Genomic DNA, 13,887 nt, shown 5'->3' with positions numbered 1-13,887 from the left:
TGCCGGGCACGGGCTGGTGAAGCGAAAACGGGGCACTCGCGCGTCCCGCGGGAAATTCCCTCATCGCGGCCACCGCGAAGCGGTGCGTCGGGATCGAGGGGGAGCCTCAGCCGAGGTGGAACTTGGAGAGGTCGCGGTGCTCGGCCTCGATCCAGCGCACCGTACCGGTGGCCGAGCGCATGACGACGGTGTGGGTCTTCACCACGCCCTTCTCGTATTTCACGCCCTTGAGCAGGTTGCCGGTGGTGACGCCCGTGGCCGCGATCAGGCAGTCGCCGCGCACCATGTCGGTGATGGTGTAGATCTTCTTCGGGTCGGCGACACCCATCTTCTTGGCACGCTCGCGCTTGGTCTCGCTGTCGAGGATCAGGCGGGTGTACATCTCGCCGCCGATGCAGCGCAGCGCCGCCGCCGCCAGCACGCCTTCCGGCGCGCCGCCGGTGCCGAGATAGAGGTCGACGCCGGTCTCGTCCGGATTGGTGGTGTGGATCACGCCGGCGACGTCGCCATCGGCGATGAGCTGCACCGCCGCGCCGGTGCGCCGCACCGCCTCGATGATCGCGGCATGGCGCGGCCGGTCGAGGATCAGCGCGGTGATCTCGGAGGGCTTCACGCCCTTGGCACGGGCGAGCGACTGGATGTTGTCCTCGGGCGAGGCGTCGATGTCGATCGTGCCCCGGGGGTAGCCGGGCCCGATGGCGATCTTCTCCATGTAGACGTCGGGCGCGTAGAGCATCGTGCCGCCCTCGGCCATCGCCATCACGGCGATGGAGCCGGGCATGTCCTTGGCGCACAGGGTGGTGCCTTCCAGCGGATCGACGGCGATGTCCACATCCGGCCCCTTGCCGGTGCCGACTTCCTCGCCGATGAACAGCATCGGCGCCTCGTCGCGCTCGCCCTCGCCGATGACGATGCGGCCGGCGATGGGCAGGCGGTTCAGTTCGCGGCGCATGGCGTCCACCGCCGCCTTGTCCGCCGCCTTCTCGTCGCCGCGCCCGCGCAGACTGGCCGACGCCACCGCCGCGCGCTCGGTGACGCGCACCAGTTCGAGCGTCAGGATGCGCTCGAGCGCCTGGTCCGCCTTGACCGTGATCTCCGCCATCGTCCCCAGCCCCTCAGTCCTTCTCGATCCGTATCACCTGCGGCGGCAGGGCGATGACACCGTCGATCTCAATGGCGTCGATCGCGCGGCGCACCGCGTCCTCATTGGTGGCGTAGGTGACCAGCACCACCGGTGCCGGGTCCTCCGCGCTTTCCGCGCGCTCGCCGCCATGAGGCCGGCCGCGACGGTGCTGCATGATGGACTCGAGCGAGATGTTCTGCTCGGCCATATGGCGGGCAATAGCTGCCGCCGTTCCGGGCCGGTCGACCGCCGCGAGGCGGATATAGTACCCGCCCTCGTGACGGCGGATGGCGGCCTTCTCGGCCGGCTGCAGGCTCGCGGCCCGCCAGCCTAATGGCGCGCCACCCCTGCCGGCAGCGACATCGCAGAGATCCGCGACCACGGCGGACGCGGTGGCGTCGCCACCGGCGCCCGGGCCGACAAGGGTCAGCGCCACCGCGTCGCCGTCGATCGCCACCGCGTTGGTAACGCCGGAGACCTGCGCGATCGGCCAATGTTTCGGCACCATGGTCGGGTGCACCCGCAGCTCGACCTGACCGCCGATACGGGCGGCGACGCCGAGCAGCTTGATGCGGTAGCCGAGCTCGTCCGCCGCCTCGATGTCGGCCAGCGTGATCGAGCGGATGCCCTCGACATGGATCGCCTCCGGGTCCGGCTTGACGCCGAAGGCCAGCGCGGCGAGCAGCGCCAGCTTGTGGGCGGTGTCGAAGCCGTCGACGTCGAAGGTCGGGTCGGCCTCGGCGTAGCCGAGCTTCTGCGCCTGGTCGAGGCAGGTGTCGAAGGACAGCCCCTCCTCCTGCATCCGGGTGAGGATGTAGTTGCAAGTGCCGTTGAGAATGCCGGAAACGCGGGCGATCTCGTTGCCGAGCAGCGCCTCGCGCAGGGTCTTGATCACCGGAATGCCGCCAGCGACCGCCGCCTCGAAATGGAGGGCGACACCCGCGGCCTCGGCAGCGGCGGCCAGCTCAACGCCGTGATGGGCGAGCAGCGCCTTGTTGGCGGTGGCGACGGAATGGCCGGCCGCGATGGCGGCCTCGACCGCCGCCTTGGCAATGCCGTCGGGGCCGCCGATCAATTCGACGAACACGTCGATGTCGGGATCGCGGGCCAGTTCGACCGCGTCGTCGTACCAGCGCATGCCGGAAAGATCGCACTCGCGATCGCGCGCACGGTTGCGGGCGCTGACGGCGACCACCTCGACCGGCCGCCCGACCCGCGCGGAAATCGCGTCCGCGCGGCGGGCCAGCATGCGCACCACACCCGCGCCGACCGTACCGAGGCCGGCGATGCCAATTTTCAGCGGCGGCGCCATTATGTGTCCGAACTCAACAATCGTTCCGAATGCGGCGCCACCCGAAAGGACCGGGTGTCAGCGCGCCGCGGCGAGAGGGACGACGTTGTGCAATGTTTCCGCGCCGGTTTCAAGGAAGCGGCGGACGCCGCGCGCCGCCTGGCGGATGCGCTGCTCGTTCTCCACAAGGGCGATACGCACATAATCGTCGCCATGCTCGCCGAAGCCGACGCCGGGGGCGACCGCGACATCCGCCTTCTCGATCAGCAGCTTGGAGAATTCGAGGCTGCCCAGATGGCGGAATTTTTCCGGGATCGGCGCCCAGGCGAACATCGAGGCGGTGGGGACGGGAATCTCCCAGCCGGCCTTGCCGAAGCTGTCCACCAGCACGTCGCGGCGTTTCCTGTAGACGCTGCGCATCTCGGCGATGCAGTCCTGCGGGCCGTTCAGAGCCGCGGTGGCCGCCACCTGGATCGGCGTGTAGGCGCCATAGTCGAGATAGGACTTCACCCGCGCCAGCGCGGCGATGAGGCGGTCATTGCCGACCGCGAAGCCCATGCGCCAGCCGGCCATGGAGAAGGTCTTCGACATGGAGGTGAACTCCACCGTCACGTCCATCGCGCCCGGCACCTGCAGCACCGAGGGCGGCGGGTTGTCGTCGAAATAGACCTCGGAATAGGCGAGGTCGGACAGCACGATGAGGTCGTGCTTCTTCGCGAAGGCGACCACGTCGCGGTAGAAATCGAGGTCGGCGACCTGCGCCGTCGGGTTGGACGGGTAGCAAAGCACCAGCGCCAGCGGCGAGGGAATCGAATGCGCCACCGCCCGCTCCAGCGCGTGGAAGAACTCCGGCCCCGGTTCGCAGGGCACCGAGCGGATCGCCGCCCCGGCCATCAGAAAGCCGAAGGCATGGATCGGGTAGCTGGGATTGGGCACCAGGATCACGTCGCCCGGGGCGGTGATCGCCTGCGCCATGTTGGCGAAGCCTTCCTTCGAACCCAGCGTCGCCACCACCTGGGTGTCGGGGTTCAGCTTCACGCCGAAGCGGCGCTCATAATAGGCCGCCTGCGCGCGGCGCAGGCCGGGAATGCCCTTGGAGGCCGAATAGCGGTTGGTGCGCGGGCGGCCGATAGTGTCCTTGAGTTTCTCGACCACATGGGCCGGGGCATCGAGATCCGGGTTGCCCATGCCGAGGTCGACGATGTCGGCGCCGCCATTGCGGGCGGTAGCCTTCACGCGGTTGACCTGTTCGAACACATAGGGCGGCAGCCGGCGGATACGATGAAAATCGGTCATGGGTCTCAAGCTCCAGGCCACCCCGTTCCCCGGCGGCGGCGTCACACGCGCTTCATATCACCGTTCGCGCGCCCGCACAGCGACCGATGTCAGCGCAAAGGGGCGGAAGAATGGTCGGTGGCTACTGGTCCGCCTCGATGGCGCGCAGCATTTGGTTTTCGCGCTGCTGCGCCAGACCTTCGAGGTTCTTCTGCATCGCCTCGGTCTGCTCCTTGGTCATGACCGGGCGGTCACCGATCTGCGCCGGGGCACCGAAGGTGGGATACTCCGGTTCCGGCGTCTTCTCGCGGCCCTTCGGCGCCGGCGCGGCGCGCGACAGGCCATTGCCCGCGGTGGCCGAGGCCGGCGTTTCGGCGGCGACCGGGAGCGCGGCCGATTCGACCGCGCCCGCCTCCGGAGCAGACGACTCCACCGCCGCGCCGCTGATCAGATCCGACGTTCCACCCGCCGAGGCGCAGCCGGCCAGCAGCATGCCGGCCATGCCGACGCAGGCAAGTACCCGCAGGCGCCGGTCGGCCGCGCCGCATTGCCTGGTTTCCCCCTGATTCAAAGTACCGGCCTCCCCCCGTGCATAGGTCGCACGTCTCCGTCCCGTTCCGCACTCGCTAGCACCGCATGGCGCGTCTATTATGGCCACCTATGAACGCACCTACCCGCGGGGACAAGCGTTGAGCAACCGACGCAGCAGCACGATACCGGCACCCTCCTCCAGGCCACGGTCGGGGACGGATTCGCCTCCCTCCGCCGATCCGGCCAAGCCTGCCACGGCGAAGAAGGTCACGTCAGCGAGCCGGGCGGCCAAGCCAGCGGTAGAAAAGCCAGCGGTGGCGAGAGCCGCCGGGGCCAAGCCAGCCGGGAAGCCGGTCTCGGTTAAGCCAGCGGCGGCCAAGCCCGCAAGGAGCAAGCCAGCGGCAAAGCCTGCGCCGGCCCGCCCCGCCGCAAAGGCGGCCGGCACCAAGGCCGCCTCGGCCAGGGTCTCCCCGCCCGCTGTGGCGGCGGCAGAGCCGACGAAAACGATGGCGGCACCGGCCGCGCCGGGCGGGACGACGCCCCGCAGGCGGCCGACGGCCACGATCCCCGTGGCCGCCGCCGGGCCTCTTCCTGCGCCGAAGCCTGTGGCCGCAACCAAGCCCGCTCCGGCCAAACCCGCGCGTGCGGCGGCGCCCGCCGCCACGCCGGCCCGCACCGCCGAGGCGCGAATCGACGCCCGGCCCGCGCCGACGGCGGCACCTGCCCCCGCGGCGGCCTCCGCCCACGAGACGACGCCGGCCGAGGCCGCGCGCGCCGCCGCGAGCCCGATCGACCTCGAAGTTTTCGCGGCCAATCTCGCCCGGATGATGGAGGAAGGCGGGCGCGCCATGGCCGCCTATCTGCGCCCGCGCGAGGATGGCCGCATCAAGAACGAGGTGGCCGAGGACCTCGCCGACGTCGCCAAGACCATCGGCAATGTCGCCGAATACTGGCTCTCCGACCCGCAGCGCACATTGGAGGCGCAGTCGCGCCTGATCGGTGGCTATCTCGACCTGTGGTCCTCGGCGCTGAAGAAGCTCGGAGGCGAGAAGACCCGGCCGGTGGTGGAGCCGACCGCGCGCGACGCCCGTTTCGCCGACGCGGAATGGAACACCAACCCGTTCTTCGACGCGCTCAAGCAGGCCTATCTGCTCACCGCCAACTGGGCCGAGGACATGGTCGGCGAGGCCGAGATCGACCCCCGCACCAAGCACAAGGCCGAGTTCTATGTGCGCCAGATCGCCAGCGCGGTCTCGCCCTCCAACTTCGTGCTGACCAATCCGGAACTGCTGCGCACCACGCTGGCCTCCAATGGCGAAAATCTCGTGCGCGGCATGAAGATGCTGGCCGAGGACATCGAGGCCGGCGGCGGCGACCTGAAGATCCGCCAGACCGACGATTCGAAGTTCCGCGTCGGCGAAAACCTGGCGACGACTCCGGGCAAGGTGATCTTCCAGAACGAGCTGATGCAGCTCATCCAGTACGCGCCGCAGACCGAGACCGTGCTGGCGACGCCGGTGGTGATCATCCCGCCCTGGATCAACAAGTTCTACGTGCTCGACCTCACGGCGGAGAAATCCTTCGTGCGCTGGGCGGTCGCCAACGGGCTCACCGTGTTCATGGTGTCCTGGGTCAATCCCGGCCCGGAACTCGCCGGCAAGGGCTTCGAAGACTACATGAAGGACGGCGTGCTCACCGCCTTCGAGGTGGCGAAGAAGGCGGCCGGCACCAGGGATTTCCACGCGGTCGGCTATTGCGTCGGCGGCACCATGCTGGCGATGACGCTGGCCTGGCTGGCCGCCAGGGGGCGCAAGCCGGGCCTCGCCAGCGCCACCTTCCTCACCACCCAGGTCGACTTCACCTTCGCCGGCGACCTCAAGGTGTTCATCGACGAGGAGCAGGTCGCCAGCCTTGAGCGCAAGATGCTGGAATCCGGCTTCATGGAAGGCCGGCAGATGGCCAACGCCTTCAATATGCTGCGCGCCAACGACCTGATCTGGCCCTATGTGGTGAACAACTACCTGAAGGGACAGGCGCCCTTCCCGTTCGACATTCTCTACTGGAACTCGGATTCGACCCGGCTGCCGGCGGCGAACCACTCGTTCTACCTGCGCAATTGCTACCTCGACAACAAGCTGGCGCAGGGCAGCCTGATGCTGGCCGGCGAGACGCTCGACCTCAAGACCATCGACCTGCCGATGTACAGCGTGGCGACGCGCGAGGACCACATCGCCCCGGCGGCATCCGTCTTCCTCGGCCTGCAGATGTTCGGCAATCCGGGCCGCTTCGTGCTGGCCGGCTCCGGCCACATCGCCGGCGTCATCAACCCGCCCGCGCGCGGCAAGTACCAGTACTGGACCGGCGGCCCGCCGGCGGGGAAGCTGGAAGACTGGATCGCCAAAGCCGAGATGCACCCCGGCTCATGGTGGCCGGACTGGCGCGGCTGGATCGAGGCGCAGGACGGCAGGCACGTGCCCGCCGCCCGCCGCATCCCCGGCGCCGGCCTGTACAAGCCGATCGAGGACGCCCCGGGCAGCTATGTGAAGGTGAAGTCGTGAGGGCGCGCCACGCCATCCCTCTCGCCCTGCTGCTGGCGTCCGCCGCGGCGGCGCCCTTGCAGGCCGCGAGCTTCGACTGCGCCCGGGCGCAGTCCCCGGACGAGCGGGCGGTGTGCGCCGATCCGGAGCTTTCCGCGCTCGACAGCGAGATGGGCGGGCTGTGGTACGCCTATAGCCGCATCCCGCTGCTCATGGGCGCGAACGGGGTCCGGCAGGACGATGCCCGCGCCTTCCTCGAGGCGCGCGGCAAATGCGGCGGGGATACCGCTTGCCTGACGGCGCTCTACCGCCAGCGCATCGCGACGCTGAAAGGGCAGATCGCCGACTTCCTCAAGTCGATGCCGCCCCGGTAGCGCGCGCTCCCCTCACGGGAACAGCGCGATCTGCTCCAGCCCCGTCGTCTCGGGATAGCCGAGCACGAGGTTCATGTTCTGCACCGCCTGGCCGGAAGCGCCCTTCACCAAATTGTCGGTGGTCGAGATCACGATCACCCGGTCCGGCGCGCGGTCCTTGATCACGCCGATGAAGGCCATGTTGGAGCCCTTGACGAAGCGCGACTGCGGCACCTGGCCGAGCGGCAGCACGTGCACGAAGGGCTCGCCATGATAGAAGTCCGCGAGCACGCGGTGCACCCCTTCCGCCCCGACGCCGGCGCCGGTCTTCAGGTAGATGGTGGCGTAGATGCCGCGGCTCATCGGTACCAGATGCGGGGTGAAGCTGGGCGCGATCATGCGCCCGGCGGCCTTGGAGAATTCCTGGTCCAATTCGGCCATGTGGCGGTGGCCGCCGACGCCATAGGCGTGCATGCCGTCGGTCACCTCGGTGAACAGCAGGTTCTCCTTCGCCGAACGTCCCGCCCCGGTGACGCCGCTCTTGGCGTCGATGACGATGTGCTCGGGCTCGATGGCGCCGGCCTCGATCAGCGGCACCACCGGCAGGATGGCGGTGGTGGTGTAGCAGCCGGGATTGGCGACCAGCCGCGCCTTGCGGATGTCGTCGCGATACAGCTCGACAACGCCGTAGACGGCTTCCTGCTGCAGCTCCAGCGCCTGGTGCGGATGGCCGTACCAGCGCTCATAGGCGCCATCGTCGCGCAGCCGGAAGTCGGCGGAGAGGTCGACCACCTTCACATGCGGCGCGGTCTCGAACACGTTCTTGATGACGAGTTGCGTGGTGCCGTGCGGCAGGGCACAGAAGACGAGGTCCACGTCCTTCCATGCCACCTGCTCGATGGTGATGAGGTTCGGCAATTTGAACGGCGCGAATTGCGGGAAAACATCGGCCACCGCCTGCCCCGCCTTGCGGTCGGCGGTGAGGGCGACGATCTCGACCCGCGGATGGCGCAGCAGCAGGCGCAGCAGTTCCGAGCCGGTATAGCCCGAAGCCCCGAGGATGGCGATCCGCGCCTTGCTGTCCGTCATGGTGGCGACCTCTCCTGCTGGCGCGCCGCCTTGCTTGGGAAAGGCGCGCGTGGATTTGCGCCATTACACCTTTCGCATGTCCGGCGAAAGACGGGAGGGTCCTCGTCCCGCGCATGGCGGCTGCGCGCGGGCTGGCGGAACCGAAAGCGCCGGCCGCCGCTTCTCGTCCGGCCCATCTTCACGGCGCACGGAGTCCTCCCGATGACCGATCCCCTTTCCTGGTTCGAGACCGGCATGCAGCTGGCGCGCCTCGGCATGGACATGCAGATCGTGATGGCCGAACGCATGAGCCGCCTCGCCCGGGGCGATGCCGCCGCCGGGGTGGAGGCGGTGCGCATGGTGACGGAGAAGGCGCTGGCGCTCGGCGAGGCCAACGCGCACCTCGTCGCGGCGGCCGCGGCCGGCCATATCGAGCGTGCCGGACCCGAGATCGTCGCCCTCTACAGCCGCAAGGTGCGGGCCAATCGGCGACGGCTGAAGCGCTGACCCTGTAGCTGTCCCCGCCCGCGCGGCCTGCCATGTTCACGGAGCGTTCCGGTTTCGCGCCATGCCTGCCATAGTGCTATGGAGACCGAATCGGTTGCCCTAAGACGAGACTGCCCGCGCCCATGTCGAATTCCGACGACCTCTTCGCCGCCGTCCCCGCCCCGCGCCCGCGCGCCGCCGCGCGGCCCACCGCCTTGCGCGAGGGCACACCCGGCGAGGCAGGCTATACCGCCGCCGACATCGAGGTGCTGGAAGGGCTGGAGCCGGTACGACGGCGGCCGGGCATGTATATTGGCGGCACCGACGAGAAGGCGCTGCACCACCTGTTCGCCGAAGTGGTGGACAATGCGATGGACGAGGCGGTGGCCGGCCATGCCAGCTTCATCGAGGTGGAGCTGACCGAGGACGGCTTCCTCACCGTCACCGACAACGGGCGCGGCATCCCGATCGAGGAGCATCCGAAATATCCCGGCAAGTCGGCGCTGGAGGTCATCCTCACCACGCTGCATGCCGGCGGCAAGTTCGATTCGAAGGTCTACGAGACGTCGGGCGGCCTGCACGGTGTCGGCGTCTCGGTGGTCAACGCGCTGTCCGACGTGCTGGAGATCGAGGTGGCGCGCGGGCAGACGCTCTACCGCCAGACCTATTCGCGCGGGCAACCGCAGGGCCCGATCCAGGAGGTCGGGCGCATCCTCAACCGGCGCGGCACGCGGGTGAGCTTCCACCCCGACCCGCAGATCTTCGGCGAGAGCGCCCGCTTCAAGCCGGCCCGCGTGTTCAAGATGGCCCGCTCCAAGGCCTATCTGTTCGGCGGCGTCGAAATCCGCTGGAGCTGCGACGCCACGCTGGTGGCCGGCACCGACATCCCGGAAAAGGCGGTGTTCCGCTTTCCCGGCGGCCTGCGCGACTATCTCGGCGCCGATATCGAGGGCCACACGCTGGTCCATCCCGACATCTTCTCCGGAAAGACCACCCGGCCCGGCGGCCATGGCTCGGCGGAATGGGCGGTGGCGTGGCTCGGCGATGCCGACGGCGCCATCTCCTCCTACTGCAACACCATCCCCACCGCCGAGGGCGGCACCCACGAGACCGGCCTGCGCGCGGTGCTGCTGAAGGGCCTGCGCGACCATGCCGAGCGCACCGGCGGCGCCAAGCGCGCCGCCATCGTCACCGCCGACGATATCATGGCCGGCTGCGTCGCCATGCTCTCGGTTTTTGTGCGCGAGCCGGAATTTCAGGGCCAGACCAAGGAAAAGCTCGCCACCGCCGAGGCCGCCCGCATCGTCGAGGCGGCGCTGCGCGACCCGTTCGACCACTGGCTCGGCGGCAACCCGACGCAGGCCAACCGCCTGCTGGACTGGGTGGTGGAGCGGGCCGAGGAAAGGCTTCGGCGGCGGCAGGAGAAGGAAATCTCCCGCAAGACCGCGGTGCGCAAGCTGCGTCTTCCCGGCAAGCTGGCCGACTGCTCCAACAATTCGGCGGCCGGCTCCGAACTTTTCATCGTCGAGGGCGATTCGGCCGGCGGCTCGGCCAAGCAGGCGCGCGAGCGCCAGACCCAGGCGGTGCTGCCGCTGCGCGGAAAAATCCTCAACGTCGCCAGCGCCGGCCGCGACAAGCTGGCGGCGAACCAGCAGCTCGGCGATCTCGTGCAGGCGCTCGGCGCCGGCACCGGGGCGCAGTACCGCGACGAGGACCTGCGCTATGAGCGGGTGATCATCATGACCGACGCCGATGTCGACGGCGCCCACATCGCCTCGCTGCTCGTCACCTTCTTCTACCGGCAGATGCCTAGGCTGATCGAGAACGGCCACCTGTTCCTCGCCGTGCCGCCGCTCTACCGGATCAGCCAGGGCGCCAGGACGCTCTATGCCCGCGACGAGGCGCATCGCGACGAGTTGCTGCGCACGGAATTCTCCGCGCGCGGCAAGGTGGAGATCGGCCGCTTCAAGGGCCTCGGCGAGATGATGCCGGCGCAGCTCAAGGAAACCACGATGAGCCGGAAGTCGCGCACCCTGCTGCGGGTCACCGTCGAGGAGGCCGAGCGCGCCATGACCGCCGACATCGTCGAGCGGCTGATGGGCAACAAGCCGGAGAGCCGCTTCGCCTTCATCTCCGAGCGCGCCGCCTTCGCCCGCGAGGAACTGCTGGACATTTGAGCCCGACGCCGCCCGCTCGCCCGGTCAACCCCGCCGCTCCAAGGCGATACGGGCCGCGATCCCGAGCAAGAGCAGGCCGGTGAGTTTCTCCGCCAGCCGGGAAAGGCTGGGCCGGCGGCCCAGCCAGCGGCCGATCCCGCCGGCAAAGGCGCCCACCAAAGCGTTCACCAGCGTACCGCCGAAGTTGAGGATAAGGCCCAGCACCATGAACTGGGCGAACGCGCTGCCGCGCGATGGGTCGACGAATTGCGGCAGGAAGGCCAGCACGAACACGGCCACTTTCGGGTTGAGCAGGCTCACCAGCACCGCCGCCCGCCACGCCTTTCCCGCCGAGGCCCGCATCGGCGCGGCCTGCGCCGCCGCCAGACCGCCGGAGCCGCGCAGCGCCTGCACCGCGAGAGTGACGAGATAGGCGACGCCAGCCCAGCGCAGCACCTCGAAGGCGGCCGGATGGGCGGCCAGCAGCGCCGCCAGCCCCACGGCCGCGGCGCAGCTGTGCAGCAACACCCCGGAGGCGATGCCGAGGCTCGCCGCAATGCCGGCGCGCGGACCCGAGCGCATCCCCTGGCCGAGGCAGAACAGCATGTCATTGCCGGGGGTGAGATTCAGCGCCAGCGCGGCCGGCACGAAAATGAGCAGGGTTTCCGCGGAAATCAGCACGGCTCACGCCTCTTCGGGGCGCGGATCGACGGCAACGATCTCCATCGCCCCCGCCGGCAGGACGACCTCGTCGCCGATCCATTTGCCGGTCAGCCCGCGGGCGACGGGCGAGACCCAGCCGATGCGCCCCTGTGCCGGGTCGGCCTCGTCCTCGCCGACGATGCGGAAGGTGCGCCGCCCACCCTTCGGGTCTTCCAGCGTCACCGCCATGCCGAAGGTGATGGCCTCCCCGGCCGGCGGCGGGTCGACCGGCTCGGCATTGGAGCGGCGGGCCGACCAGTAGCGCAGTTCGCGCGACGCCGCCGCCACGGCGTCCCGGTCGCCGCCAGCCCCGGCCGCCGCCAGCGCCTCGCGCTGGCGCGCCAGTTCGGCATCGATCAGGGCAAGGCCGCGGCGGGTCACGAGGTTCCGGCTGGCACTGACCGGGCGCTCGGGCAGCGTGTCCGCGCCGCTGTCTTCCTTCACAAATGCACGGCTCATTGTCGGATTCACCCTCCCCGATCGCGCGACATCGGGCCGGAACGTGCCGAAAGGCCCTTGACAGCGGCCAAATCCGTTGACTTTCCGAGCGTTATGCCTATGGTGCAACGCGTCGTCATACCATATCCGACTGATGCGCTCCGCGCGACGACGATGCAACCATCCCCGGTTACGGCTCGGGGAGCCGGTGTGCGGTGCGCAGCCGCAGAATTGATCCAGATGCCTTTTAACGAACTGGGCCTGAGCGACAAGGTGCTCGCGGCCGTTGCCGATACGGGCTACACCGAGCCGACGCCGATCCAGGCGCAGGCCATCCCGCACATTCTCGCGCGCCGCGATGTGCTGGGGCTCGCCCAGACGGGCACCGGCAAGACCGCCGCCTTCACCCTGCCGATGCTGACGCTGCTGGAGCAGGGCCGCGCCCGTGCCCGCATGCCGCGCACCCTCATCCTCGAACCCACGCGCGAACTCGCCGCGCAGGTCGAGGAGAACTTCACGCGCTACGGCAAGAACCACAAGCTCAACGTCGCCCTGCTGATCGGCGGCGTCTCCTTCGGCGACCAGGACGCCAAGCTGCTGCGCGGCGTGGACATCCTCATCGCCACGCCGGGCCGGCTGCTCGACCATGTCGAGCGTGGCCGCCTGCTGCTCTCCGGCATCGAGATCCTCGTCATCGACGAGGCCGACCGGATGCTGGACATGGGCTTCATCCCGGACATCGAGCGGGTCTGCAAGCTGGTGCCTTTCACCCGCCAGACGCTGTTCTTCTCCGCGACCATGCCGCCGGAAATCCAGCGCCTCGTCTCGCAGTTCCTGTCGAACCCGGTGCAGATCGAGGCCTCGCGGCCCTCCTCCACCGCCTCGACCATCACCCAGTTGCTGGTCCCCTCCGCCAAGGAAGACTTCGCCAAGCGCGAGACGCTGCGCGGCCTGATCGACAATGCCGAGGCGCTGCAGAACGGCATCATCTTCTGCAACCGCAAGAGCGAAGTCGCGGTGGTGCACAAGTCGCTGCTGCGCCACGGCTACAAGGCGGTGTGCCTGCATGGCGACATGGACCAGCGCTCGCGCATGCAGGCGCTCGACCAGTTCCGCACCGGCGAGGCCACCCTGCTGGTGGCGTCCGACGTCGCCGCCCGCGGCCTCGACATTCCCGCCGTGAGCCACGTCTTCAACTACGACACCCCGCACCATGCGGAGGACTATGTCCACCGCATCGGCCGCACCGGCCGGGCCGGCCGGGCCGGCGCCGCCTTCACCATCGTGACGGCGGGCGAGGTCAAGTCGCTGGCGGCGATCGAGAAGCTGATCGGCCGCCCGATCGACTGGAAGGACGGCTCGGGCCTCGACAGCGTGCCGGCTGCCGACCCGCGCACGCGGCCCACCCGCGAGAAGCCCTCGCGCGGCGAGAAGCCCCCGCGCGAAAAGGGCCGCGGCAGCCGCAGCCCCGCCCGAGAAGATGCCGGCGAGAGCCGTGGCGCCCGTCCGGCGCGCCGTCGCAGTGGCGAGGACAAGCCCGTCTCGACTGGCGAGGAACTCGTTGCCGCCGCCCCGGTCGATGTCGGCTCGGAAACCGCCACGGAAAACCGGACGGCGGCCGCCAAGCCGGCGCGTCGTCGTGGACGGGCAAAGGACACGGAGGCCGCTCCGGCCGCCGCCGCTCCGGCTATCCCTGCCGCCCCGCGCGAGCGCAGCCGCGAGAAGACCGCGCCGGCTCCCGCCCGCGCCCCGGTTACCCCGCTCACCCATCGCCGCCCTGATCGCGCCCCGATGGACGAGCCGGCGGACACCTCGCACCTGCCGGCCTTCCTGCTGCGCCCGGTGAAGATCAAGGCCGGCTGAACGGCGCGCCCCGAGAGGCCGCGGTCGGCCCGTCCGGGTCGCCGGGCCTGTCGCGATCGGTGCG

At 69.6% G+C, this 13,887-nt stretch carries 12 protein-coding genes; 5 read left to right on the top strand and 7 right to left on the bottom strand.

From position 1 onward, the window contains the following. Positions 1–106 precede the first annotated feature (106 nt). The 4 genes from glpX to KHC23_RS19400 all read right to left on the bottom strand — a co-directional run bounded on the left by glpX (position 107) and on the right by KHC23_RS19400 (position 4,182). Positions 107–1,102, bottom strand: a complete 996-nt coding sequence (gene glpX, locus KHC23_RS19415; RefSeq protein ID WP_213374863.1) for a class II fructose-bisphosphatase — start codon at positions 1,100–1,102, stop codon at positions 107–109. A 13-nt stretch (positions 1,103–1,115) separates the two neighbouring features. Beyond that, positions 1,116–2,435 carry a homoserine dehydrogenase gene (locus KHC23_RS19410; protein WP_213374861.1) on the bottom strand — a complete coding sequence of 440 codons (1,320 nt, stop codon included), beginning with the start codon at positions 2,433–2,435 and terminating at the stop codon, positions 1,116–1,118. 57 nt (positions 2,436–2,492) lie between these two features. Then, on the bottom strand, positions 2,493–3,710 hold the full coding sequence (locus KHC23_RS19405) for an LL-diaminopimelate aminotransferase (protein ID WP_213374859.1): 1,218 nt from the start codon (positions 3,708–3,710) through the stop codon (positions 2,493–2,495). A 121-nt stretch (positions 3,711–3,831) separates the two neighbouring features. Beyond that, positions 3,832–4,182: a hypothetical protein gene (locus KHC23_RS19400; RefSeq protein ID WP_246544781.1), complete on the bottom strand. Its 351-nt coding sequence runs from the start codon at positions 4,180–4,182 to the stop codon at positions 3,832–3,834. Positions 4,183–5,044: 862 nt separating this feature from the next. Here KHC23_RS19400 and phaC point away from each other — a divergent pair. Together phaC and KHC23_RS19390 are read left to right on the top strand one after the other, a co-directional pair. Continuing rightward, positions 5,045–6,778, top strand: a complete 1,734-nt coding sequence (gene phaC / locus KHC23_RS19395) for a class I poly(R)-hydroxyalkanoic acid synthase (protein ID WP_213374937.1) — start codon at positions 5,045–5,047, stop codon at positions 6,776–6,778. Beyond that, positions 6,775–7,131: a lysozyme inhibitor LprI family protein gene (locus tag KHC23_RS19390; RefSeq protein ID WP_271188666.1), complete on the top strand. Its 357-nt coding sequence runs from the start codon at positions 6,775–6,777 to the stop codon at positions 7,129–7,131. The genes phaC and KHC23_RS19390 overlap by 4 nt, the downstream gene beginning before the upstream one ends. Before the next feature lie 12 nt (positions 7,132–7,143). Here the strand turns inward: KHC23_RS19390 and argC are convergent, their stop codons facing one another. Then, entirely contained in the window at positions 7,144–8,199 is a 1,056-nt protein-coding gene (gene argC, locus KHC23_RS19385; RefSeq protein ID WP_213374855.1) for an N-acetyl-gamma-glutamyl-phosphate reductase, read from the bottom strand. 201 nt (positions 8,200–8,400) lie between these two features. Here argC and KHC23_RS19380 point away from each other — a divergent pair, with 201 nt between their 5' ends. Next, positions 8,401–8,685: a hypothetical protein gene (locus tag KHC23_RS19380; RefSeq protein WP_213374853.1), complete on the top strand. Its 285-nt coding sequence runs from the start codon at positions 8,401–8,403 to the stop codon at positions 8,683–8,685. Positions 8,686–8,807: 122 nt separating this feature from the next. Next, positions 8,808–10,841 (top strand): DNA topoisomerase IV subunit B, encoded by a 2,034-nt coding sequence (parE, locus tag KHC23_RS19375; protein WP_213374851.1) that lies wholly within the window; start codon positions 8,808–8,810, stop codon positions 10,839–10,841. A 24-nt stretch (positions 10,842–10,865) separates the two neighbouring features. Here the strand turns inward: parE and KHC23_RS19370 are convergent, their stop codons facing one another. Further along, positions 10,866–11,501: a LysE family translocator gene (locus tag KHC23_RS19370; RefSeq protein ID WP_213374849.1), complete on the bottom strand. Its 636-nt coding sequence runs from the start codon at positions 11,499–11,501 to the stop codon at positions 10,866–10,868. A 3-nt stretch (positions 11,502–11,504) separates the two neighbouring features. After that, complete coding sequence (locus KHC23_RS19365; protein ID WP_213374847.1) at positions 11,505–11,981, bottom strand: GreA/GreB family elongation factor; 477 nt, start codon at positions 11,979–11,981, stop codon at positions 11,505–11,507. 219 nt (positions 11,982–12,200) lie between these two features. On the opposite strand from KHC23_RS19365, the gene KHC23_RS19360 reads away from it, so the two are divergent. Continuing rightward, positions 12,201–13,823: a DEAD/DEAH box helicase gene (locus KHC23_RS19360; protein ID WP_213374845.1), complete on the top strand. Its 1,623-nt coding sequence runs from the start codon at positions 12,201–12,203 to the stop codon at positions 13,821–13,823. The last annotated feature ends 64 nt before the right edge of the window (positions 13,824–13,887 follow it).

The organism is Ancylobacter dichloromethanicus, assembly GCF_018390645.1.
Classification (GTDB): domain Bacteria; phylum Pseudomonadota; class Alphaproteobacteria; order Rhizobiales; family Xanthobacteraceae; genus Ancylobacter; species Ancylobacter dichloromethanicus.
The sequence above is the reverse complement of the archived record's forward strand: the minus strand, read 5'-3'. Positions and strand labels throughout refer to the sequence as shown.

Coding starts and splice junctions, on each gene's coding strand:
- glpX (WP_213374863.1), bottom strand. CDS start 1,102: ATGGCGGAGATCACGGTCAAGGCGGACCAGGCGCTCGAGCGCATCCTG.
- KHC23_RS19410 (WP_213374861.1), bottom strand. CDS start 2,435: ATGGCGCCGCCGCTGAAAATTGGCATCGCCGGCCTCGGTACGGTCGGC.
- KHC23_RS19405 (WP_213374859.1), bottom strand. CDS start 3,710: ATGACCGATTTTCATCGTATCCGCCGGCTGCCGCCCTATGTGTTCGAA.
- KHC23_RS19400 (WP_246544781.1), bottom strand. CDS start 4,182: ATGCTGCTGGCCGGCTGCGCCTCGGCGGGTGGAACGTCGGATCTGATC.
- phaC (WP_213374937.1), top strand. CDS start 5,045: ATGATGGAGGAAGGCGGGCGCGCCATGGCCGCCTATCTGCGCCCGCGC.
- argC (WP_213374855.1), bottom strand. CDS start 8,199: ATGACGGACAGCAAGGCGCGGATCGCCATCCTCGGGGCTTCGGGCTAT.
- KHC23_RS19380 (WP_213374853.1), top strand. CDS start 8,401: ATGACCGATCCCCTTTCCTGGTTCGAGACCGGCATGCAGCTGGCGCGC.
- parE (WP_213374851.1), top strand. CDS start 8,808: ATGTCGAATTCCGACGACCTCTTCGCCGCCGTCCCCGCCCCGCGCCCG.
- KHC23_RS19365 (WP_213374847.1), bottom strand. CDS start 11,981: ATGAGCCGTGCATTTGTGAAGGAAGACAGCGGCGCGGACACGCTGCCC.
- KHC23_RS19360 (WP_213374845.1), top strand. CDS start 12,201: ATGCCTTTTAACGAACTGGGCCTGAGCGACAAGGTGCTCGCGGCCGTT.